This is a genomic window from Pantoea sp. ACRSC (assembly GCF_022346785.1).
Taxonomy (GTDB): Bacteria; Pseudomonadota; Gammaproteobacteria; order Enterobacterales; family Enterobacteriaceae; genus Pantoea; species Pantoea alvi.
On sequence record NZ_JAKRNN010000004.1, the window covers coordinates 1 to 20,640 of the forward strand.

Here is a 20,640-nt window from a genome sequence, read left to right on the forward strand (position 1 = left end):
CCGCCGAGTCGCGCCGCGGCCCGAGCCGGCGGCAGCGCGCTCTCTGCGCTGAGCCAGGCGCTGAACGGTTCGCTGACGCAAAGTGCGTCATCAGCCACCAGCGCGCCGACGCACGGCGAGGCGAAAGCGGGCCCGACGCTGCAGAACACCCCGTCCGGCGCCTCAGCAGGCACCACGGCGAGCGCTACTGCCACCGCGCCGCTGACGCTGGACGCCAGCTTTCAGCAGGCGCTGAGCAGCCTCAGCCGCCAGGATGAGAAAAGCGCGCCGCTGACGCAGACGGACAGCACCACGCTGACCAGCGCGCCGGTCAGCAGCAGCGCGGCACCGCTGATGACGCAGACCGCGTCGGCCACGACCAGCACCCCGTCGACGCCGATGCTCAACGCGCAGCTGGGCAGCGACGAATGGCAGCAGGCCCTGAGCCAGCAGATTGTGATGTTCAGCCGCAACGGCCAGCAAAACGCCGAGCTGCGGCTGCATCCGGCGGATCTGGGCGCCATCCAGATTAGCCTGAAGCTGGATAACGACCAGGCGCAGATCAATATGGCCTCCAGCCACAGCCACGTCAGGGCCGCGCTGGAAGCCGCCCTTCCCCAGCTGCGTACCGCGCTGGCGGAAAGCGGCATTAACCTGGGACAGAGTCAGGTAAGCAGTGACAGCTTCGCGCAGAGCCAGGGCTTCCAGCAGCAACAGCAGCAGGAGACGCGCCGCGACGGACAGCACGGCACCTTCTCTCTCTCCCAGGATGACGATAGCGAGATAACGCCGATCGCCGTTCCTGCCGCCCTTCAGGCGCGCATCCTCGGTACCGGCGCTGTCGATACTTTTGCCTGACAGCGACAAACGCTGAAGGTAAGCGTAAAACCCGCGTCTTTTCTTCCCATTGTTTGACTTAAGACGCGGGATAATCTGTCCAGGCAAACCGAGAGGTTTGCCCATAATTCACAGGAAGTTACTGCAAAAATGTCTGATAACGCGAAAGCAAAAGGCCGCAAACGTTCGCTCTTAATTCCGGTGTTGCTGATTGTAACGCTGGCCGCTTGTAGCGTGGCAGGTTATGCAGTCTGGCGAATGATGAATAAACACGAGAGCGGTACCCCGGAAGCTGCGAAAGTAGAACCGCCGCCCGCTCCCGTCTTTTTTGCGCTTGACACCTTTACCGTCAACCTGGTCAATCCCGACAACGATCCGGACCGTGTGCTGTACGTAGGCTTTACCCTGCGTCTGCCGGACGAAGATACGCGTCGTCGGATGAATGATTATCTGCCGGAAGTGCGTAGCCGTCTGCTGCTGCTGCTCTCTCGTCAGAGCGCCGCCGCGCTGGCGTCGGAGCAGGGCAAGCAAGCGCTGATTGAACAGATTAAGCAGGTGCTGTCACCTCCGCTGGTGAAAGGACAGCCTGCGCAGGCGGTAAATGACGTACTGTTTACCGCCTTCATTTTGAGGTAAACCAATGGGCGATAGCATTCTCTCCCAGGCTGAAATTGACGCCTTACTTAACGGCGACAGCGACAGCGCGGTAGATGAAAAGAGTCAAAGCGGGCCGGAAGGCGACATTCGTCCTTACGACCCTAATACCCAGCGTCGCGTCGTGCGCGAGCGCCTTCAGGCGCTGGAGATTATTAACGAGCGTTTCGCCCGACATTTCCGTATGGCGCTGTTTAACCTGCTGCGCCGCAGCCCGGATATCAGCGTCGGTGCGATCAAGATTCAGCCGTATCATGAGTTTGCCCGCAACCTGCCGGTGCCGACCAACCTGAATCTTATCCACCTGAAACCGCTGCGCGGAACGGCGCTGGTGGTGTTTTCGCCGAGCCTGGTGTTTATCGCCGTGGATAACCTGTTCGGCGGCGACGGCCGCTTCCCCACCAAGGTGGAAGGCCGGGAGTTCACCCACACCGAGCAGCGCGTGATCCGCCGCATGCTGAAGCTGGCGCTGGAAGGCTACAGCGACGCGTGGAAGGCGATCTACCCGCTCGAGGTGGAATATGTCCGCTCCGAAATGCAGGTGAAGTTCACCAATATCACCACCTCGCCGAACGATATCGTGGTCAACACGCCGTTCCAGGTCGAGATTGGCAACCTGGTGGGCGAGTTCAACATCTGTATTCCGTTCTCGATGATCGAGCCGCTGCGCGAACTGCTGGTTAACCCGCCGCTGGAGAACTCCCGCACCGAGGATAACCACTGGCGCGAGAACCTGGTGAAACAGGTGCAGCACTCGGAGCTGGAGCTGATCGCTCACTTTGCGGAAACCTCGCTGCGGCTGTCGCGCATTTTGCAGCTGAAGCCCGGCGATGTGCTGCCGATCGAGAAACCCGAGCGCATTATCGCGCACGTTGACGGCGTACCGGTGCTGACCAGTCAGTACGGCACCATGCACGGCCAGTATGCCCTGCGCGTCGAGCATTTGATTAACCCGATTTTGAATTCGCTGAATGAGGAACAGCCCAATGAGTGACAGCAATAAACCGTCCGACGACATCTCTGCGGACGATCTGTGGGCTGAGGCGATGAATGAGCAGACCGCAACCAGCGCGCCGCAGGCCGATGACGTCTTCAGGACGTTCGAAACCAGCGCCGCTGCCGGTTCGCTGCAGGATATCGATCTGATTATGGATATCCCGGTCAAGCTTACCGTTGAACTGGGCCGCACCAAAATGACCATTAAAGAGCTGCTGCGCCTGACGCAGGGTTCCGTTGTGGCGCTGGACGGCCTGGCGGGCGAGCCGCTGGATATCCTGATTAACGGCTACCTGATCGCCCAGGGCGAGGTGGTGGTGGTTAACGATAAATATGGCGTGCGCATCACCGACATTATCACTCCGTCTGAACGTATGCGTCGTCTGAGCCGCTAAATATGATGAATACCCAGTCCCACGCGCTGCAGCCTGCGGCGCCGGCAATCTCCGGCGGTTCCGTCGTGACTCAGGTCAGCAGCGTGCTGGCCGTGATTGTACTGCTGATCCTCGCCTGCGCCTGGCTGGCGCGCCGCCTCGGTTTTGCGCCGAAGACGGTAAGCAGCCAGGCGCTGAAGGTGAGCGCCAGCGTGCAGGTCGGCCAGCGCGAGCGCGTGGTGATTGTGGATACCGCCGAGGCGCGCCTGGTGCTGGGCGTCACGGCGGCGCAGATTACCCATCTGCACACGCTGCCGCCGGTCGCGCCGGATGCCCGTCCGCCCGCCGCCGCGCCGCAGGATTTTCGTCAGCTGTTACAGAACCTGGTTAAACGTCCCGGAAAACCCCAATGATGCGTCGACTGCTTCCCTTTCTGCCGCTGCTGCTGCTGGCACCGGCTGCTCATGCTCAGCTGCCGGGACTGGTAAGCCATGCGTTGCCCAATGGAGGACAAAGCTGGTCGCTGCCGGTACAGACGCTGGTTTTTATCACCTCGCTGACCTTTATTCCCGCCGTGCTGCTGATGATGACCAGCTTTACCCGCATCATCATCGTGTTCGGCCTGCTGCGCAACGCCCTCGGCACGCCGTCCGCGCCGCCGAATCAGGTGATGCTCGGCCTGGCGCTCTTTCTGACCTTCTTTATTATGGCGCCGACCTTCGACAAAATTTACGACGACGCCTATCTGCCCTTTAGCCAGGATAAGATCAGCATGGAGGTGGCGCTGGAGAAAGGTGCGCAGCCGCTGCGCGACTTTATGCTGCGCCAGACGCGCGAAGCGGACCTGGCGCTGTTTGCCCGCCTGGCGAACACGCCGCCTATCCAGGGGCCGGAAGCGGTGCCGATGCGCATTCTGCTGCCCGCTTACGTTACCAGCGAGCTGAAAACCGCCTTCCAGATTGGTTTTACCGTTTTTATCCCGTTTCTGATTATCGACCTGGTGGTCGCCAGCGTGCTGATGGCGCTGGGGATGATGATGGTGCCGCCGGCAACCATCTCGCTGCCCTTCAAACTGATGCTGTTTGTACTGGTGGATGGCTGGCAGCTGCTGGTCGGTTCGCTGGCACAAAGCTTCTATTCCTGATTATTCCGATTTCCCGGAGAGACTAATGACGCCAGAATCCGTTATGGTAATGGGCCAGGAAGCGATGCGCCTGGCGTTAATGCTCGCAGCGCCGATGCTGCTGGCGGCGCTGGTCAGCGGCCTGATTATCAGCCTGCTGCAGGCGGCGACTCAGGTGAACGAACAGACACTTTCCTTTATACCGAAGGTGCTGGCCGTCGCGGCGACGGGCGTGATTGCCGGGCCATGGATGCTGAATCTGGTGCTGGACTATATCCGCACCCTCTTCACCAACCTGCCCTATATGATCGGCTGATGATTACTCTCGACAGCGGCCAGCTGGTTCACTGGGTCAGTCAGTTTTTCTGGCCGCTGGCGCGCATGCTGGCGCTGTTTGCCACTGCGCCGCTGCTGAGCGAGCGTGCTATCAGCAAACGCGTGAAAATCGGTCTGGCGGCGCTGATCACCTGGATAATGATACCAACGCTGCCTCCGGTTGACGTCACGCTCTTCTCGCCCGCCGGCTTCTGGCTGCTGCTTCAGCAGATGCTGATCGGTATCGGGCTGGGGTTCACGATGCAGCTGGCATTTGCTGCGGTGCGCCTCTCGGGCGAGGTGATCGGTTTACAGATGGGCCTCTCTTTCGCCACGTTTTTCGATCCAGGCAGTCGCTTGAATATGCCGGTTCTGGCCCGTTTTCTCGATATGCTGGCGATGTTGCTGTTCCTGACCTTCAACGGGCACCTGTGGCTGATCTCCCTGCTGGCGGACAGTTTTCATACGTTGCCGATTGGCGGGCAGCCGTTAAACGCCAACGCCTTTAATGCACTGGTCAAAGCGGGCGGTTTAATTTTCCTTAATGGCATGATGTTAGCGCTACCCTTAATCGTTTTACTGCTTCTGATAAACCTGGTCCTGGGTTTGTTAAACCGTGTTACACCTCAACTATCCATTTTCGCGATTGGCTTTCCAATTACCTTAACAGTGGGAATTTTGACCATGGGGTTGATGATGCCTCTGGTTGCGCCCTTCTGTGAGCATCTGTTCAGCGAAGTCTTTGATTTGCTCGCTCAGTTTATATCGGAACTGTCTCACCCCTGATGATTAAGTATCTCACTATCTTTCTAAAGTGATACTTAAGCCACCCAAAACATTCTGTGCATTTTTCAAACCAGTTTTCTCAGAAATCAACTAAGGAAATTCTGATAAGTGAGAAGTAACTCTGAAAATTATTCTTATTAAACCGCGCTTCAAGTATTTTATTTCTCAGATTCCCGCTGCAGCTAACTCGGTGGAATCGTTGACAAAATCGGCAACAGCTTGTTTTGGAACAAAAAAAATCCTTTAACGATTTTTCTTGTCAGAACCTTTTTTTTCCGGCATTGTCAACACTCGCTAAAACGTCACACTTTCGCGAATCAAATGTTTTTAAGAATTGTCCTATCAGCATTGACTGTGTTATGCGCGATAGTGACGAGGCTCTCAAAACAGGGTGTTATGCACGCTTATTGCAAATCGCCAGCGATTCCCGCTATCACTGGCGAGTTAAGTGACGTCGAGGCAACACAAAAAATAACTTTGCAGAAACGGGTCAGGGAAGAATACTTTTGGCGGGCGTATGGCCTGTCGCCAGACTGCTGAGCAGAATAAAAAAGTGTCTTAGAAATCTCTCTCGTACAGCAACGCGTAATTCATCGTTGATTTAAACGGATAACAAATTGGTGAGGGTCGCTAAACATGCCAACGATTATTATGGATTCATGCAACTACACACGCCTGGGATTATCGGACTACATGTCCTGTAAAGGAGTCAAAAAGAAAAACATTTTTTCTGTCTCCGATATTGAGCAATTACAGCAGCGCTGCGAACAGCTAAAACCTGGCGTAGTGTTTATTAACGAAGAGTGTTTTATCCACGAAGCGGATTCCAGCGACCGCATCCGAAATATTATTATGCAGCACCCGGAAACGCTGTTTTTTATCTTCATGGCCATTTCTAATATCCATTTTGAGGAATACCTCTACGTTCGTAAGAACTTGATTATTACGTCAAAATCGATAAAAACGACGACACTGGACTCATTACTCAGCACTTATTTACAGAAAAAGCTTAACGCATCAACTCGTATTTCTTCAGGTCTGGATGTACACCCTCTGACATTAAGCCAGACGGAGTCAAATATGCTGAAAATGTGGATGTCAGGCCATGACACCATTCAGATCTCAGACAAGATGCAAATTAAAGCCAAGACCGTTTCGTCACACAAAGGCAATATTAAACGCAAGATCAAAACCCATAACAAACAGGTTATCTACCATGTAGTGCGTTTAACTGACAATGTGACGTCAGGTATCTATGTCAATGTGAGATAATCAACTCGCGAAAGAACCGGCCCCCTGGCCGGTTTTTTTTTCGCCATTTTTGCGAGCCAGATCGCACTCCCTCACCTAACCCTTTCCCCTTCTCTGCCGATGTTAGTTTCATAACCCCGACATGAGATCAAGGATATGAACACACCACTGGACTCTTCTACACCGTTTAAGGCTGGCCTTTGGCGCAACCTGCGCCTGGTGCCGCTCTTTAGTATGATTTTCGGCGGTATTCTGCTGCTGTTCGCCCTCTGTATCGCCCTGGCCAGCTATTTTCTGATTCAGAGCAACCAGTCTCTTAAGGATGCCACTGACGAGATCCAGGTGCGCATGGGGCTCTCTAACAGTTCAAACCACCTGCGCACCGCGCGTCTCTCTATTATTCAGGCCGGTGCCGCCGCTCGCATCGGCGAGATGGATGAGTTCAAAGCCAACATCGCCGCCTCCGAAAAGCGTATCCAGCAGGCACAGGAAGGCTTTAAGGTTTATCAGGATCGCAAGGTCAAAACCCCGCAGGATATCGCCCTTGACGCCCCGCTGACGGCGCGCTTCAACGACTATATTGAGAAAGGCCTGAAGCCGATGATCCACGCCGGCAAGCAGGGGAGCTTCGAGGGTATTATCGCGCAGGAGACCGACGTCACGCGCAAACTCGACAATGCCTATAACGAGGTGCTGCTGCAGGCGATTAAACTGCGCACCCAGCGCGCCGAGTCGATCAACGCGACGGCGGAGCACGAGTCGCGCATCGGCTTTATCGCCATGGCGGCCGCCTTCGTCGCTGCTTTACTGCTGACGCTGATGACCTTTGTCTTTCTGCGTCGCGTGGTGATCAGCCCGCTGCGTCTGTCGGTGGCGCGTATTGAGCGCATCGCGCAGGGCGACCTCACCGCCCCGCCGGAGCCGCACGGCCGCAGCGAAATTGGCACGCTGCTGCATAACCTGCAGCTGATGCAGGATTCGCTGGTGAAAACCGTTGGCACGGTGCGCGAAGGCGCGGTGGCGATTTATCAGGGATCCGGCGAGATCTCCGCCGGCAACACCGATCTCTCTTCCCGTACCGAGCAGCAGGCCGCCGCGCTGGAGCAAACCGCCGCCAGCATGGAGCAGCTGACCGCGACGGTGAAGCAGAACGCGGAGAACGCTCATCACGCCAGCCAGCTGGCGGCAGACGCTTCCGGCAAAGCCCGCAACGGCGGCGAGCTGGTGAGCGGCGTGGTGAAAACCATGACCAATATCTCCGGCAGCTCGAAGAAGATCGCCGAGATCACCAACGTCATCAACAGCATCGCCTTCCAGACCAATATTCTGGCGCTCAATGCCGCGGTGGAAGCGGCGCGCGCCGGCGAACAGGGTCGCGGCTTTGCGGTGGTGGCCAGCGAGGTGCGCAGCCTGGCGCAGCGCAGCGCCCAGGCGGCCAAAGAGATTGAGTCGCTGATTGCCGAATCGGTCAGCTTGATTAAAGAGGGGTCGCATCAGGTAGGCGAAGCGGGCGACACCATGGGCGAAATCGTCGAGGCGGTACGCCGCGTGACCGATATTATGGCGGAGATCGCCGCCGCGTCAGATGAACAGAGCCGCGGCATCCAGCAGGTCAGCCAGGCGGTCACCGAGATGGATAACGTTACGCAGCAGAACGCCTCGCTGGTTGAAGAGGCGTCGGCAGCGGCCGCGTCGCTGGAAGATCAGGCTGGCAAGCTGACCAGGGCTGTCGCCGCCTTCCGCCTGCAGGAGAGTCCCGCGCTGCCCGCTGCGGCCGCCGCCTCTGCCGCGCCGGCGCTGACGTCGCCGCGGGTCATGCCGCGTCCGGCGCTGGCGACCTCCGGCAATGACAACTGGGAAACCTTCTGAGCCGGAGCAAAAACCGAGGCGCGTCGGCGTTTGCTTATTGCCGATCAGCCATAAAATAAGGCGCCGTCAGGCGCCTTATTATTTTGCGATATTAAGAGAATAAAAGCTCGGTCGCGCGCCCACTCCGGCCGCTTCGCGTTTATTCCGCCTGATAAGGCTCCACGAATACCCCTTCTGGATCATCGCTCTCATTAAAGAACCAGATGCCGAGCGGATAATCTTCCAGCGCCACCAGATACATAACGCCTTCGTTAAACGGCTCTACGGCAAGGATGGTGCCGAGGCGGCGCGGGCCGCCATCGGTCTTTACGGTGACGCGGTCATTGACCTTCATGGGGGTTGCTCCTGATGATTTTCCTGTGCATCAGTGTAAACGTCCGCCTCAGCGACGCGCAATCACCCAAACCGCATGAATGATACCGGGAATATAGCCGCACAGCGTCAGTAAGATATTTAGCCAGAAGGCGCCGCCGAAACCGACCTGCATAAATACGCCCAGCGGCGGCAAAATAATGGCGATAATAATGCGTAACAGATCCATGGTCTCTCCTTGTCGCGTCAGTTGTCATTCCGTCTGTAACTATAGACGATGCTTCTGATAACAAAGGAAAAAAGAGGTAAATTTACGTAAGCGGACGCTTTTTCACTTTCTTAACGTTTCACAACAAGACTTCTGACACGGCAACCTTTTACACTTCTCTTACTGCCCCACCCCTAAGGGGTAGTCAACCTAAAAGTAACAAGGATTTTGCCCGCGCAGCGCGGGCTTTTTTTTGCCTGCGTTTTTTCCTGCCGTCTATACTTAATCGATCCGCCTTAGTCTCCGGCGTGAGTGAAGTGAAGTGTCCTTTTTTGACAAAAGGAGAGCGATGATGGCGCCAATAACCCCTGAGCGGCCCGCCAGCGAAAAACCCGAAGTGGACTCGCTGCTTAACAGCCTGCCGCGCAGCACCGCAGAGCGCGCGCAAACCCTCCCCGAAGCAGATAGCAGTCGCCATTTAAGAACCGGCGGCAGAGCCTGGGGAGGGAGTATTGAGCTGGCGGACGAGTATGAGCTGGATATTCGCGACTGTAGCTGCAACGAACTCAACCGCTAACCGCGCGGCAAAAAAAACCCGGCAGGGAGCGCCGGGTGAAGAACCACATAAATTCGTTACATCAGGAAATGCTTGACACCTCTGCAGATTACGCCTGCCCGGCATTAAGACAAGTCCTGGCTATGCACAAATCTGCTGACCTTTCCGCATCAGACCCGCTGAAGTTACCGGAAACAGCCTGATTTCACCCGCTTTCAGCCATGCATTTTCTGTGCATTACGCTTCGCTTTACCGTTGCGTTTTAAGAATTATCCTGGAAGTGGCGCGCGACGGGTGAAAAGCAGGCGCAATTGTTCATCAACTATAATACTGAAAATCCGTTGGTTAATGTCGCAAGGAGCCTGCTATGCCCAGTTTGCAACAGCCGCTGTTAGTCATTACCGATCTGGATGGTTCCCTGCTCGATCATCACACCTATCGCTGGGATGCCGCGGCCGCCTGGCTGGATGAACTGCAGCGTCAGCAGGTGCCGGTGGTGCTTTGCTCCAGTAAAACCGCCGCCGAAATGGCGCCGCTGCAAAAGCGCCTCGGCCTGACAAATACGCCTTTTATTGCGGAAAACGGCGCGGTGGTGCAGATGTCAGCGCAGCGACGCGAGCGGATCCCGCCGGATAGCCTCGCCTGGGACGCGCTCTGCCGCACGCTGGATACGCTGCAGGGGAACTTCCGCTTTCAGGGCTTCAGCCACTTCACCGATGCCGAAGTGGCGGCAATGACCGGCCTGACTGAAAGCGACTCGGCGCTGGCGCGCCAGCGTGAGGCGTCAGAAGTGATCGTCTGGCGCGACGACGAAGAGAAGCTGGAGGCGTTTCGCACCGCGCTGGCCCAGCATCAGCTGCAGCTGACGCAGGGCGGCCGTTTCTGGCACGTCATGCCCGCAGGCAGCGGCAAAGGCGAAGCGCTGCGCTGGCTGCTCGGCCAGTATGACAGCGCACCCGCCACTATCGGCCTCGGCGACGGCCCCAACGATGCGCCGATGCTGGATGCGGTTGACTACGCCGTGGTGATTAAGGGCTACAGCAAAACGCCGGTCTCGCTGACCCGACAGGATACAAGCCGGATCTACCATACGGCGCACTACGGCCCCGAGGGCTGGAAAGAGGGACTCGACTATTTCCTGACCCAACCCGATTAAGCCGCAACCACTGATGATTAACAGGATGGCGCGATGAGTGATTTTTATCAGAATGGCGTGATTACCAATTTCCATAATCTGACCAACCGCAGCGTTGAGTCGCTGGAAAAAGAGATGGTGCGCTTTGCGCGCAAACGCAAAATGGGGCTGATTCTGCCGTCGCTCTTCTCCGAACTGGAAGGACCGGCGCTGGGCAATATCGTCGATGAGCTGGCTAAAGTGCCCTATCTTGACGAGATCGTGATTGGCCTCGATCGCGCCGACCGCGATCAGTTTCTCTTCGCGCGCGAATTTTTTTCGCGCCTGCCGCAGCGCCACCGCATTTTATGGAATGATGGCCCGCGTCTGAAGGCGATTGACGCCGAGCTGGATAAAGAGGGACTTTCCCCTTCCCAGCCGGGCAAAGGGCGCAACGTCTGGTTCTGCACCGGCTTTACCCTCGCCTCGGACCGCACCCAGTGCGTGGCGCTGCACGACTGCGATATCGTTACTTACGAACGCGGTATGCTGGCGCGCCTGCTCTATCCGCTGGCGAACCCGGCGTTTCAGTATGAGTTCTGCAAAGGCTTTTACGCGCGCGTCGCCGACGGCAAGCTGAACGGCCGCGTCGGCCGACTGCTGGTTGGCCCGCTGCTGCGCTCGCTGCAAAAGGTGTATGGCCACTCCGAGTATCTCGACTATCTTGCCAGCTTCCGCTACCCGCTGTCGGGCGAATTCGCCATGCGCACCCACGTGCTCAACGGCATTAAGATTCCCGGCGACTGGGGGCTGGAGATTGGCGTGCTGTCGGAAATCTACCGCAACTACACCACGCGTCAGACCTGCCAGGTTGAGATCGCCGACAACTACGACCACAAACATCAGCCGCTGGCGGAAGATGACGGCACCGGCGGCCTGAAGCGGATGAGCAGCGATATCGTGCAGTCGCTGCTGCGTAAACTGGCAACCATGGGGGTGCCGCTCACCAGCGACTCGTTCCGCGTGCTGAAGGCCACCTACTACCGCAACGCGCTCGATATGATGGAAATCTATAACCACGAAGCGGCAATGAACGGCCTGAAGTTCGATCAGCATATCGAAGAGGCGGCGGTGGAGATGTTCACCCAGTCGATTCTGGAAGCGGGACAGGCCTTTATCGAACGTCCCAACGACAAGCCGTTTATTCCCAGCTGGAGCCGCGTCCAGTCCGCCTTCCCCGATATCCTGCAGCGTATCTATCAGGCGGTGGAAGAGGACAACGCCGGCAACGTTTAACCTCTGGCTACCACGCGGTTGCGGCCCTGACTCTTCGCCAGATAGAGTCGGCGGTCCGCTTCCGCCTGTAAGCGAATCGCCTGATACTCGCCCTGCTCTTCGCTGCTGGCAACGCCCGCCGAGAGCGTCACGCTAAAGCTCTGGCTGGCGTTAACCAGAATGGTTTTCGCCGCCAGCCGCTCGCGCATCCGCTCCGCTACCTTTTCCGCATCCGCCAGCCCGGTTTCCGGCAGCACCACGCAGAACTCCTCACCGCCGACGCGGCCCGCCAGATCGTTTTTCCGCAGCCCCTGACTTACGATCGCCGCGACGCGCACCAGCGCCTGATCGCCCGCCTGATGGCCCCAGGTGTCGTTAACCCTTTTAAAATGGTCGATATCGAGCTGGATCACCGTCAGCGGTGCGTTAAGCGCCCGGCAGCGCGCCACCTCGGCTTCAAAGCGCTCAAAAAAGGCGCTGCGGTTAAGCAGCTGCGTCAGGCCGTCGTAGCTGGCGCGCCACACCAGACGGGCGGAGAGCTGGCTCAGCCGCCGCACCAGGCGCACAATAATCTGATCCGCCAGCAGCAACAGCAGCACGAACAGCAGCCACATCAGCAGCATAAACAGCATGGCGCGCCCTAAATCCTGGCGCAGCCCCTGCCCCAGGGTCTGCTGGTTCAGCAGATAGCCGTCCATGTTTTTTAGCTTGCTCCAGCTGATGAACTGATTTTCCAGCCGCAGCGCGCCCTGCGGCTGTCGGGCAATCTGGGCGTAGAGGCGCCGCTGCGCGCCGTCGCTCAGCGGCCTGCTGTCCGTCGCGTCAAGGGAGGCCACCAGCTGCTGTCGCTTATCGAGCAGCACCACGCTGCCCTGCAGCGCGCTGTGGCGCATCGTGCTCAGCTCGCTGGCGATACGCTCCCGGGTGAAATCCATCGACAGCGCGCCATACCAGTAGCCGTTATTGAAAACGGGCGTGCTGGCCGTCAGCATCGCCCCCTCCGCCTCCGCGCCCTGATAGACGCCGGACCAGCTCAGCTGCTGAGGCGTCACCTGCGTCGCCATGGCGCGGAACCAGGGACGCGAAACCATAGTGGCGTAGCTGGCGGAGATGGCGGAGAGGCTTTGCGGCGGACGCGAGGTAATAAAGTAGCCAGCGCGCGAGGTGTACCAGAAGCGCGAGTGGAAATCGGCTTCCGCATCGCTGAACTGCATAATAAAGCTGAACTCCAGCGCCGCGAGCATCTCATCATTAAGCCGTGCCTGATCGCGCTGCAGCAGCGCGTCCTGCACCAGCGCGCTGCTGCAGCGCGTCCTGCACCAGCGCGCTGTCGCCGACGCCGTTTATCGGCATGCTGCGCGGCATATTAAGCCGCAGCTGCCAGGCGGGCTGCGGGCGCAGCTGCTGAAACTTCGCCAGCGCATGGCGCGCGTGGTGGGCGTCGAGCGGATGCGCCAGCGCATAGGTGAACATACGGCGGTAGTAGATCATCCCGTCGATGCTCTCCTGAAACTGACTCTCCAGCCTGCTCTGCATATCCGCCAGCGCGGCGCGCTGTCGATCCTCATAGTTGGCTTTCAGAACATGCAGTTCGCGCCAGGTCAGAAAAAAGGAGAAGAGAAAGACCGCTAAAAACAGGAGATGTACGCGCAGTTCGGGACGTAATTTTCGAACGGAATGCGGCAAAGCAGCCATCAGCAACGGTGCTCCGAATAACTGGGATCAAGGGAGTATAGCAGGCGAGGAGGATCTAAAAATGGCAGAAATCACGGGGGATGAACAGCGCATCCCCGTTAACTAACGCTCAGCTGGCGAGCTGCGCGTCGGGAATGGCGTGGCTGAGTTCATCCTGATGAAAGGCTTCGCGGCGCACGGCGTAGCCGTCATACCAGCGACACTCTACCATTCCGCTGGCGTAGCCGGTGACCACCATGGCAGGCCCGCCCTCTTTGTGCTGCACTTCATCGCTAATACCAAAGATCATGACGCATCCTCCTTTTGACCGTTAACAGAACCTTTCTATCTATAGCAGCCATCTGGACACCCTGCCCGTTAAGGCATGGAAAAAAAGCGTAAATTCAGAATAAATCAGTAAGAAATGTTGAAAATAAAAAAGCGGATAAGAATGCTTATCCGCTTTTAATATCTGCTGGCGTGGAAATCAGATTTTGCAGCCTTCGCAATCCGCTTCGTCGCCTAAGTCGTCAGGCACTTCATTGACCTTTTCCGCCGCTTTGGCTTCGGCCTGCTCCAGCTGGGCATCAATATCAAATTCAAACATATCGTCGTTCATGGCCTCTCCTCTTCTGGCTTCACATCATATGGCAGTGCGCTTTATACCGATTTACCGCGCAGTTTAGCAATCAGATTCACCGCTAACAGCACGATCGACCCAACGATAAAGCCGAGCACCAGGTTAGCGCCGTTGCTGAGCAAACTGGCCACCAAACCGCTCATATCGCCGGTGACCGACTCGATCAGATGATGCAGCGGCGTCAGGCCATGCACGATAATGCCGCCGCCGACTAGGAACATCGCCAGCGTGCCGACCACCGATAAAATCTTCATCAGCCAGGGGGCAAACGCCAGCAGAAAACGGCCGATGCCCTGCGCCAGTGCCGAGGATTTCTCATTCAGCCAGTAGCCGAGATCGTCGATTTTAACGATAGCGGCGACGATGCCGTAGACGCCAATGGTGACCAGAATAGCGATGCCCGCAAGGATCAGCACCTGGTTAAGCAGCGGCGCGTCAGAAACGATGCCGAGGGTAATGGCGACGATCTCTGCGGAAAGAATAAAGTCGGTGCGCACGGCACCTTTGACCTTGCTCTTTTCATAGGCGCGCGGATCCTGCTGCGACAGCTTATCCAGCCGCTGCTGACGCGCCTCCGGGCTTTTCTCCTGCTTATCGTGCTGCAGGCTGTGCAGCACTTTTTCTACCCCTTCATAGCAGAGGTAGGCACCGCCGATCATTAGCAGCGGCGTAATAAGCCAGGGGGCAAAGGCGGAGATCAGCAGCGCCAGCGGCACCAGAATCAGCTTATTAAGAAAGGATCCCTTGGCGACGCCCCACACCACCGGCAGCTCGCGATTGGCCTTGACGCCCGTCACCTGCTGGGCATTAAGGGAGAGATCGTCGCCCAGCACGCCCGCGGTTTTTTTTGCCGCCACTTTGCCCATGACGGAAATATCGTCCAGAAGTGTTGCAATATCATCTAATAAAGTCAGTAAGCTGGATCCAGCCAAAATGTCTTCCTTATTCCGGTTCGTTATGTTGACAACAGGGACAGCGTTCCAGCGTCGCGACGGTAATGTCAGCGATGCCGTCGCACTCCCACTCTACGCGGACCGCGCCGGACAGCTCCCCTGCGTGCAGGTATTTGCTGACCGGACTTTCCGTCATGCCGGTAATCTCCTCCGTCGCAACCAGGGCGTCGCCAATGTAGACGCGTGCGGTCGCATGGGCGTTTACCATGCGCTCGTCGCGCAGCTGATAAAGGCGTTTTACCGTCAGTTTAATACTGCTCATCCACAACTCCTGATCGCGAGGGAAGGCGAAATCTAACCCGGCGCAGCCCACAACGCAAGGCGGCCTCAGCGCGGGCGATAATGCTGAATGCCGTTGTGATCGATCTCGGCGCTCTGGTCCATCGCCAGCAGCCACTCCTCCAGCCGCTCCTGCAGATCGGCGTCGCTGAGCCGCAGCTTGTTGCGCAGCGCGCACTCCCAGATAATCAGAACTTTCCAGCCGCTCTCCTGCAGCTGGCGCACGTAGCGGTTATCGCGCTCGACGTTGCTGTTGATCTTGCCGACCCAAAACTCGGTGCGCGTCGCCGGTACCTTAAACAGATAGCAGTGATGGTGATGCCAGAAGCAGCCGTGCACAAAGATAATCGCCTGCTGCTCCAGCAGAACGAAATCGGGACGGCCCGGCAGGTTCTTATCCTGAACGCGGTAAGCGAAACCGCGATCCTTTAGCAGCTGCGCCACCCGCAGTTCGATGGCGGTATCCTGCTGGCGTATCGCACGCATATTCTTGCTGCGCGTCGTGCTGGAGTGTACATCGGCCATGGCGTCTCCTTTTTGCCCTCTCTTACAACTTTAGCCTGACTCAATAAAAGCGAAAGCCTGCGTCGCAGTTAGCGACGCGGGTAAAATTGCGGCGAAGCGTCCTGCAACCCGCCTTTAGGCATCGTGCGCCAATTTCTTCGCAGCCAGAGGAGTGTTAGCATAGCCCGTTCACAGTTAAGGAAAAACGCATGCTTGCCGATGACGCCACCGCAATGACGGAACCCGCTTCTCCCCTGCTCTCTGCCGATAGCGAAACGGCTGACCTGATGCGCCAGGCGCTGGCGATTTACGCCGCGCGCGATTTAGCCGCCGCCTTTCATCAGGCGGGCTTCCGCGACTGGACGCCGCAGCAGCTGACCCGTCTGCGGCAAAACAAAAGCGCGCTGCCGCCGCTGAGCGAAGGTGAATTAACGCTGCTGCGCGGCCTGCTGCCGGCGCGTCCGGCGCACTACGACAATCCGCTGTTTCGCTTTATCGATCTCTTCGCGGGCATTGGCGGCATCCGCCGCGGCTTCGACGCCATCGGCGGAAAGTGCGTTTTTACCAGCGAGTGGAACAAAGAGGCGGTGCGCACCTACAAGGCGAATCACTATAGCGATCCGCAAGAGCACCGCTTCAACACCGATATCCGCCTGATTACCCAGCCTGATGGCCTGCGCGACGAGGCGGATATCTATCGCCATATTGACGCGGCGATCCCTGACCATCAGGTGCTGCTGGCTGGCTTTCCCTGCCAGCCTTTTTCGCTGGCGGGCGTCAGCAAAAAGAACGCGCTGGGCCGCGCGCATGGCTTTGAGTGCGAAGCGCAGGGCACGCTGTTTTTCGACGTGGCGCGCATCATCGCCGCCAAAAAGCCCCCGATCTTCGTGCTGGAGAATGTTAAAAATCTCAAAAGCCACGATAAGGGCCGCACCTTCGCCGTGATTATGGCGACGCTGGATGAGCTGGGCTACGACGTGGCGGACGCCGATGCCACCGCGCCCGACGCAAAAATCATCGACGCGCGCCATTTTCTGCCGCAGCACCGCGAACGCATCGTGCTGGTCGGTATCCGCCGCGACTATCCCTTCAGCAAGTCGCTGTCGCTGCGCCAGATCCAGCAGCTCTACCCGGCTCAGGTGCCGACCCTGCAGAGCCTGCTGGAGCCCGAGCCGGAGGAGAAATATATTCTCTCCGCCCAGCTCTGGCGCTACCTCTACGACTACGCCAGAAAACATAAAGCGAAAGGCAACGGCTTTGGCTTCGGGCTGAACGATCCGCGTCAGGCTGACGTCTGCGTCCGCACCCTCTCGGCGCGCTACTACAAAGACGGCTCGGAAATCCTTATCGACCGCGGATGGGATCGCGCGCTGGGCGAAGCGGACTTTAGCAACGCCGACAATATGGCGCGCCGACCGCGCCGTCTCTCGCCGCGCGAGTGCGCGCGCCTGATGGGCTTTGAAGCGCCGGGCGAGCGCCGCTTCCGCATTCCGGTTTCCGATACCCAGGCCTATAAGCAGTTCGGCAATTCGGTGGTGGTTCCGGTTTTCGCCGCGGTGGCGAAGCTGCTGCTGCCCTGTATCAGGCAGATAAATCAGGCGTAACGGGTCCAGAGTTTAGCTTAGTCGCGCGCATTATGCTGTTTTGCTGCGAATGCGCCCGCTGTCACAATGCTGTCACGCAACCGGCGAATACTCGCTTTTTATTTTCAGGCTGCGCGATTGCTTCTATGACTCTTTTTACTCGCCGCTTTCGCCTGCGAATGCCGGGATTACCCGGCTGGCTCAGGAGTTTACGCGGAAACTTCACCCTGTTCGTTATCCTTTTCTGCCTGCTGCAGGCGCTGGGCGTCGCGCTGCTCGCGGCGCAGGTCAGTCATACCCAGAGTACGCTGGCGCAAACGGCGCAACTACGGGAAAGACTGGCCCTGCTCGATAAGGCGCGCATCGAACTGCTCACCGCCAGCGACAGCAGCCACCGCGCGGGCATCTATCTGATGCAGGATCAGCAGAGCGGCTCGGTTGATAGCTGGAAAAGCCTGGCAGAGAGCGCCAGCGCCTCGCTGCAGCAGGCGAAAACGCTGTTCGCCTGCTACCGCGCCGATGAGAAAAGCGCACTGGCACAGGCCTTTACGCTGCTGGCGCAGGGGCTGGAAGAGCAGCTGAAAGGGCTGAAGGATAACCAGATCGACGCCTTTTTTATGGTGCCGATGCAGGCCTGGCAGCAGCAGTTCAACGACGCCTGGTTCGCGGAAATTGACGCGGCGAACCAGCAGCTTAGCGCAGTCAACCGCAGTATGCTGGCGAGCATGACCCACAGCCGCAATCTCTCGCTGCTGGTCAGCGCGCTGCTGTTCGCGCTACTGCTGGTGGGCGGCGTGCTGCTGGCGCGCGGCGTCATCGCGCCGCTGCGTCACGCCAGCGGCCAGCTGCAGCGCATCGCCACCGGCGACCTGCAGCCGCCCCCTGCCGCCGGACGTCTGCAGCCGCGTGAAACGCAGCAGCTGTTCAGCGCCATGGCGGAGATGCGCCAGGGGCTGTGCCATATCGTCTATGAGATCAACACCATTGCCGCCAGCGTGGCGGCGGGCGCAGGCGAGATGCAGCAGCACAACGCGCGCGTTAGCGAGCAGCATCAGGCGCAGAACGCCAGCTTTACCCATCTGTCGCAGCGGCTGCGTCGCGTGGCGGATGAGGTAGAGAGCAGCGCGCAGGTGTCGCAGCAGGCGACCCAACAGGCGTATGACGCCGACCAGCTGATGCAGCAATGCGTATCGCGGGTGGATGAGATGGAGACGCAGATGCGCCAGATTGTCGCTGCCTCAGGGGATATCGCCGGCATCGTCGAGATGCTGGAGAGCCTGTCGCTGCAAACGCGCCTGCTGGCGCTTAACGCGGCGATTGAGTCGGCACACGCCGGCGTCTACGGCCGCAGCTTCTCGGTGGTGGCGAAGGAGATTGGCCTGCTCTCCAGCCAGAGCAGCGGATCGACGCAGCGCATCGACGGTTTGATCCAGCATACGCAGCAGCATGTTGCCCAGGGCTTTAGCAAGGTCAAGGTGCTGGAGGCGCTGTTTCAGACCATCAGCGGCGCGGTTACCGCTATCGCCGCGCAGCTGCAGGCGCTGCAGCAGAACGCCACGGCGCAAAGCACGCGCGTCAGCCATATTGCCGCCGAAATCCACAAGCTGGACGAGACGCTGCAGGCCAGCGCCGGACTCAGCGCGCAGCAGCAGCGTGCGGCGGATGCGCTGCAGCAGCAGGCGGCGCGCCTGGCGCAAAGCGTACAACAGTTCCGCATCGGTCAGGCCTGAGCGCCGCCCATAAAAAACCCGTCTCGCGACGGGTTCTGATTATTTCTTCTTCTTGCTCTGTTTCTTTAGCAGAGCACGGAGCTGTTTGACCTCGTCGGCGGAAAAAGCACTGGACGCGGTTTCCGCCGTATCCTGGTTGTCTACCGCCGATGCGCTGGGTGGCAGCAGGCTCTCCTGTAAACGCTGAACAATCTCCTGACTCATTGAGATCTGATTCTCCTGCGCCAGCTGTTTAAGCTGCTCTTTCAGCGCGGGATCAATCTTAATCGTCAAATTTACCGTCTCAGTCATTCCTTTACTCCCTTCGTTTATTTTCATCAACGTAGCGGAAGCAACGAACATTTAACAGACTGTCATAAAAATTTAATATTAGGCGCGTAAGGGGCTGAAATCGCGCAGCACCGATTCGTCAAAGCTGGTGAGATTGCCCTGCAGCTCGGCGCATAGCTTGGCCATATAGTGCACCAGAAAGTCCGCGTTATGCTGCGCCAGCGCCCTGCCCGCCTCGGTCTGCATGGTATCGGGCAGCCGCAGCAGCTTCTTCTGAAAGTGATCCAGCGTCCAGTTGACGTCGTTAAGCTCGCGCATCTTGCCGAGCGGATCCTCATTATCAAACAGCGGCCGGTTGAGCGCGCCAGCCGTATAGAAGACGCGCGCCAGCCCGATAGCGCCCAGCGATTCAAGCCGATCGGCGTCCTGCACAATTTTCGCCTCCAGGCTTTCCGGTGCGATGGCGGCGCTGAAGCTATGTGCCTTCACCGCGTGCGCCACCGCCGGGATCAGCGCGGCGGGAAAGTCAGGGAAATCCTGCGTCAGGATGCGCGTCGTCTCTTCGGCGGCGTAGGTTGAAGCGAGATGGCGTTCAGGATGGTTTTTCGGCAGGTTGACCACATCGTGAAAGTAGCAGGCGGTAAGCACCACCAGCGGGCTGGCGTCGCTGCCTGCCATAATACGCTGTGCGCTCATCCAGACGCGGCGCAAATGGGCAATATCGTGCGCCTTGTCATCGTGAATCCAGTTAATCTGAAACCAGCTTTCGAAGCGCGTTTGCCAGAGTGAGAGCGTCATGGCTTATCTCCCTGTTAATGTTTGGGTAGCGGTCTTAACAGCGGACCCTACGCAGTGGGACGTCATCTTACCGACTGGTTGATGACAAATTTTTGATACAGGGTGGTGTAAAATGCGCCGTAATAAAAAATGATTCGGAAAAAATGGGACCGAAATCGAGTTATAGCGCTAATTCAACCATTATCCCAGCCTTTCGCAAATTTTCAGCATTACCCCATATCATTTAGCTTAAGCAAAACTTATTAATATCCGGCAAAACTGACTCGCTATACCCCAACCCGGAGAGGCTGCCTGCCGGTCTCAACCCTCAGGCTCAATCAGGATATCTACGCCTTGTGAAGGTTAAAGAATCTGAAAAGGTTTCAAAAACGTCCGATATAACGTACTGTATCTGGGTTATACCAGGTAAGGGACCACTTAGTAGACTCGGACTGGTGCGTTTTTTGCATTTTCGCTTTTTCCTAAAGGCAAATCGTTGTGTTGCCGTTACTGTAAGTCGACAAAGTGTTAAGCAGATTGATGTAAAATTATCAAAGCTGCACGCAGGCGCAAGACAGCGG

General features: G+C 57.9%; 26 protein-coding genes. 15 read left to right on the forward strand and 11 right to left on the reverse strand.

Annotation, left to right across the window (positions count from 1 at the left end; genetic code table 11):
- The 10 genes from MHZ97_RS06135 to MHZ97_RS06180 all read left to right on the forward strand — a co-directional run.
- Nucleotides 1–837 (forward strand): flagellar hook-length control protein FliK (locus MHZ97_RS06135; protein ID WP_239323706.1); only part of this gene is annotated, 837 nt, incomplete at its 5' end.
- Between the two features lie 129 nt (nt 838–966).
- Nucleotides 967–1,452 (forward strand): flagellar basal body-associated protein FliL, encoded by a 486-nt coding sequence (fliL, locus tag MHZ97_RS06140; protein ID WP_103797686.1) that lies wholly within the window; start codon nt 967–969, stop codon nt 1,450–1,452.
- Nucleotides 1,453–1,456: 4 nt separating this feature from the next.
- The gene (gene fliM, locus MHZ97_RS06145) at nt 1,457–2,464 is read left to right on the forward strand and encodes a flagellar motor switch protein FliM (RefSeq protein WP_103797685.1); all 1,008 of its coding nucleotides are present in this window, start codon (nt 1,457–1,459) and stop codon (nt 2,462–2,464) included.
- The gene (fliN, locus tag MHZ97_RS06150; protein WP_103797684.1) at nt 2,457–2,861 is read left to right on the forward strand and encodes a flagellar motor switch protein FliN; all 405 of its coding nucleotides are present in this window, start codon (nt 2,457–2,459) and stop codon (nt 2,859–2,861) included. Before fliM ends, fliN begins: the two co-directional genes overlap by 8 nt.
- Before the next feature lie 5 nt (nt 2,862–2,866).
- Entirely contained in the window at nt 2,867–3,253 is a 387-nt protein-coding gene (fliO, locus tag MHZ97_RS06155) for a flagellar biosynthetic protein FliO (RefSeq protein WP_033791415.1), read from the forward strand.
- Entirely contained in the window at nt 3,253–3,984 is a 732-nt protein-coding gene (gene fliP, locus MHZ97_RS06160) for a flagellar type III secretion system pore protein FliP (protein WP_239314203.1), read from the forward strand. Before fliO ends, fliP begins: the two co-directional genes overlap by 1 nt.
- A 25-nt stretch (nt 3,985–4,009) precedes the next feature.
- Nucleotides 4,010–4,279 (forward strand): flagellar biosynthesis protein FliQ, encoded by a 270-nt coding sequence (fliQ, locus tag MHZ97_RS06165; RefSeq protein ID WP_103797683.1) that lies wholly within the window; start codon nt 4,010–4,012, stop codon nt 4,277–4,279.
- Nucleotides 4,279–5,064, forward strand: a complete 786-nt coding sequence (fliR, locus tag MHZ97_RS06170; RefSeq protein WP_103797682.1) for a flagellar biosynthetic protein FliR — start codon at nt 4,279–4,281, stop codon at nt 5,062–5,064. The genes fliQ and fliR overlap by 1 nt, the downstream gene beginning before the upstream one ends.
- A 636-nt stretch (nt 5,065–5,700) precedes the next feature.
- Nucleotides 5,701–6,336 (forward strand): transcriptional regulator RcsA, encoded by a 636-nt coding sequence (rcsA, locus tag MHZ97_RS06175; protein ID WP_239314158.1) that lies wholly within the window; start codon nt 5,701–5,703, stop codon nt 6,334–6,336.
- A 135-nt stretch (nt 6,337–6,471) separates the two neighbouring features.
- Entirely contained in the window at nt 6,472–8,184 is a 1,713-nt protein-coding gene (locus MHZ97_RS06180) for a methyl-accepting chemotaxis protein (protein ID WP_239314157.1), read from the forward strand.
- A 139-nt stretch (nt 8,185–8,323) separates the two neighbouring features.
- Here MHZ97_RS06180 and dsrB read toward each other — a convergent pair whose 3' ends face one another.
- Together dsrB and MHZ97_RS06190 are read right to left on the reverse strand one after the other, a co-directional pair.
- Nucleotides 8,324–8,518, reverse strand: a complete 195-nt coding sequence (gene dsrB / locus MHZ97_RS06185) for a protein DsrB (RefSeq protein WP_239314155.1) — start codon at nt 8,516–8,518, stop codon at nt 8,324–8,326.
- 48 nt (nt 8,519–8,566) lie between these two features.
- Nucleotides 8,567–8,725 (reverse strand): YqaE/Pmp3 family membrane protein, encoded by a 159-nt coding sequence (locus MHZ97_RS06190; protein ID WP_033749833.1) that lies wholly within the window; start codon nt 8,723–8,725, stop codon nt 8,567–8,569.
- 331 nt (nt 8,726–9,056) lie between these two features.
- On the opposite strand from MHZ97_RS06190, the gene MHZ97_RS06195 reads away from it, so the two are divergent.
- From MHZ97_RS06195 to MHZ97_RS06205, 3 genes are all read left to right on the forward strand, one after another.
- Nucleotides 9,057–9,281: a DUF2525 domain-containing protein gene (locus MHZ97_RS06195; protein WP_158253398.1), complete on the forward strand. Its 225-nt coding sequence runs from the start codon at nt 9,057–9,059 to the stop codon at nt 9,279–9,281.
- A gap of 346 nt (nt 9,282–9,627) precedes the next feature.
- On the forward strand, nt 9,628–10,416 hold the full coding sequence (locus MHZ97_RS06200; protein ID WP_103796913.1) for a mannosyl-3-phosphoglycerate phosphatase-related protein: 789 nt from the start codon (nt 9,628–9,630) through the stop codon (nt 10,414–10,416).
- A 33-nt stretch (nt 10,417–10,449) separates the two neighbouring features.
- Entirely contained in the window at nt 10,450–11,670 is a 1,221-nt protein-coding gene (locus MHZ97_RS06205) for a glycosyl transferase (RefSeq protein WP_033749838.1), read from the forward strand.
- Here MHZ97_RS06205 and MHZ97_RS06210 read toward each other — a convergent pair.
- The 7 genes from MHZ97_RS06210 to MHZ97_RS06235 all read right to left on the reverse strand — a co-directional run bounded on the left by MHZ97_RS06210 (nt 11,667) and on the right by MHZ97_RS06235 (nt 15,720).
- Complete coding sequence (locus MHZ97_RS06210) at nt 11,667–12,941, reverse strand: diguanylate cyclase (RefSeq protein WP_239323709.1); 1,275 nt, start codon at nt 12,939–12,941, stop codon at nt 11,667–11,669. The two genes, MHZ97_RS06205 and MHZ97_RS06210, sit on opposite strands and share 4 nt — an antisense overlap.
- A complete protein-coding gene (locus MHZ97_RS06215; RefSeq protein WP_239323711.1) occupies nt 12,901–13,344 on the reverse strand; it encodes a hypothetical protein in 444 nt (147 codons plus the stop codon). The genes MHZ97_RS06210 and MHZ97_RS06215 overlap by 41 nt, the downstream gene beginning before the upstream one ends.
- A 109-nt stretch (nt 13,345–13,453) precedes the next feature.
- Entirely contained in the window at nt 13,454–13,633 is a 180-nt protein-coding gene (locus MHZ97_RS06220; RefSeq protein ID WP_103796911.1) for a YodC family protein, read from the reverse strand.
- 177 nt (nt 13,634–13,810) lie between these two features.
- Nucleotides 13,811–13,942 (reverse strand): hypothetical protein, encoded by a 132-nt coding sequence (locus tag MHZ97_RS22290; RefSeq protein ID WP_255351574.1) that lies wholly within the window; start codon nt 13,940–13,942, stop codon nt 13,811–13,813.
- A gap of 41 nt (nt 13,943–13,983) precedes the next feature.
- On the reverse strand, nt 13,984–14,895 hold the full coding sequence (locus MHZ97_RS06225) for a DUF808 domain-containing protein (protein WP_103796910.1): 912 nt from the start codon (nt 14,893–14,895) through the stop codon (nt 13,984–13,986).
- 10 nt (nt 14,896–14,905) lie between these two features.
- Complete coding sequence (locus tag MHZ97_RS06230) at nt 14,906–15,178, reverse strand: hypothetical protein (protein WP_103796909.1); 273 nt, start codon at nt 15,176–15,178, stop codon at nt 14,906–14,908.
- Nucleotides 15,179–15,243: 65 nt separating this feature from the next.
- Nucleotides 15,244–15,720, reverse strand: a complete 477-nt coding sequence (locus MHZ97_RS06235; RefSeq protein ID WP_103796908.1) for a very short patch repair endonuclease — start codon at nt 15,718–15,720, stop codon at nt 15,244–15,246.
- A 188-nt stretch (nt 15,721–15,908) separates the two neighbouring features.
- Here MHZ97_RS06235 and dcm point away from each other — a divergent pair, with 188 nt between their 5' ends.
- Together dcm and MHZ97_RS06245 are read left to right on the forward strand one after the other, a co-directional pair.
- Complete coding sequence (gene dcm, locus MHZ97_RS06240) at nt 15,909–17,303, forward strand: DNA (cytosine-5-)-methyltransferase (protein WP_239314153.1); 1,395 nt, start codon at nt 15,909–15,911, stop codon at nt 17,301–17,303.
- Between the two features lie 125 nt (nt 17,304–17,428).
- On the forward strand, nt 17,429–19,012 hold the full coding sequence (locus MHZ97_RS06245; protein ID WP_239314152.1) for a methyl-accepting chemotaxis protein: 1,584 nt from the start codon (nt 17,429–17,431) through the stop codon (nt 19,010–19,012).
- 39 nt (nt 19,013–19,051) lie between these two features.
- On the opposite strand, the gene MHZ97_RS06250 is transcribed toward MHZ97_RS06245, so the two are convergent.
- The gene (locus MHZ97_RS06250; protein ID WP_103796906.1) at nt 19,052–19,303 is read right to left on the reverse strand and encodes an Arc family DNA-binding protein; all 252 of its coding nucleotides are present in this window, start codon (nt 19,301–19,303) and stop codon (nt 19,052–19,054) included.
- A 78-nt stretch (nt 19,304–19,381) separates the two neighbouring features.
- Nucleotides 19,382–20,080, reverse strand: a complete 699-nt coding sequence (locus MHZ97_RS06255; protein ID WP_103796905.1) for a phosphohydrolase — start codon at nt 20,078–20,080, stop codon at nt 19,382–19,384.
- Nucleotides 20,081–20,640: the final 560 nt, after the last annotated feature.

Coding starts and splice junctions, on each gene's coding strand:
- fliL (WP_103797686.1), top strand. CDS start 967: ATGTCTGATAACGCGAAAGCAAAAGGCCGCAAACGTTCGCTCTTAATT.
- fliM (WP_103797685.1), top strand. CDS start 1,457: ATGGGCGATAGCATTCTCTCCCAGGCTGAAATTGACGCCTTACTTAAC.
- fliN (WP_103797684.1), top strand. CDS start 2,457: ATGAGTGACAGCAATAAACCGTCCGACGACATCTCTGCGGACGATCTG.
- fliO (WP_033791415.1), top strand. CDS start 2,867: ATGAATACCCAGTCCCACGCGCTGCAGCCTGCGGCGCCGGCAATCTCC.
- fliP (WP_239314203.1), top strand. CDS start 3,253: ATGCGTCGACTGCTTCCCTTTCTGCCGCTGCTGCTGCTGGCACCGGCT.
- fliQ (WP_103797683.1), top strand. CDS start 4,010: ATGACGCCAGAATCCGTTATGGTAATGGGCCAGGAAGCGATGCGCCTG.
- fliR (WP_103797682.1), top strand. CDS start 4,279: ATGATTACTCTCGACAGCGGCCAGCTGGTTCACTGGGTCAGTCAGTTT.
- rcsA (WP_239314158.1), top strand. CDS start 5,701: ATGCCAACGATTATTATGGATTCATGCAACTACACACGCCTGGGATTA.
- MHZ97_RS06180 (WP_239314157.1), top strand. CDS start 6,472: ATGAACACACCACTGGACTCTTCTACACCGTTTAAGGCTGGCCTTTGG.
- dsrB (WP_239314155.1), bottom strand. CDS start 8,518: ATGAAGGTCAATGACCGCGTCACCGTAAAGACCGATGGCGGCCCGCGC.
- MHZ97_RS06190 (WP_033749833.1), bottom strand. CDS start 8,725: ATGGATCTGTTACGCATTATTATCGCCATTATTTTGCCGCCGCTGGGC.
- MHZ97_RS06195 (WP_158253398.1), top strand. CDS start 9,057: ATGGCGCCAATAACCCCTGAGCGGCCCGCCAGCGAAAAACCCGAAGTG.
- MHZ97_RS06200 (WP_103796913.1), top strand. CDS start 9,628: ATGCCCAGTTTGCAACAGCCGCTGTTAGTCATTACCGATCTGGATGGT.
- MHZ97_RS06205 (WP_033749838.1), top strand. CDS start 10,450: ATGAGTGATTTTTATCAGAATGGCGTGATTACCAATTTCCATAATCTG.
- MHZ97_RS06215 (WP_239323711.1), bottom strand. CDS start 13,344: ATGGCTGCTTTGCCGCATTCCGTTCGAAAATTACGTCCCGAACTGCGC.
- MHZ97_RS06220 (WP_103796911.1), bottom strand. CDS start 13,633: ATGATCTTTGGTATTAGCGATGAAGTGCAGCACAAAGAGGGCGGGCCT.
- MHZ97_RS22290 (WP_255351574.1), bottom strand. CDS start 13,942: ATGAACGACGATATGTTTGAATTTGATATTGATGCCCAGCTGGAGCAG.
- MHZ97_RS06230 (WP_103796909.1), bottom strand. CDS start 15,178: ATGAGCAGTATTAAACTGACGGTAAAACGCCTTTATCAGCTGCGCGAC.
- MHZ97_RS06235 (WP_103796908.1), bottom strand. CDS start 15,720: ATGGCCGATGTACACTCCAGCACGACGCGCAGCAAGAATATGCGTGCG.
- dcm (WP_239314153.1), top strand. CDS start 15,909: ATGCTTGCCGATGACGCCACCGCAATGACGGAACCCGCTTCTCCCCTG.
- MHZ97_RS06245 (WP_239314152.1), top strand. CDS start 17,429: ATGACTCTTTTTACTCGCCGCTTTCGCCTGCGAATGCCGGGATTACCC.
- MHZ97_RS06250 (WP_103796906.1), bottom strand. CDS start 19,303: ATGACTGAGACGGTAAATTTGACGATTAAGATTGATCCCGCGCTGAAA.
- MHZ97_RS06255 (WP_103796905.1), bottom strand. CDS start 20,080: ATGACGCTCTCACTCTGGCAAACGCGCTTCGAAAGCTGGTTTCAGATT.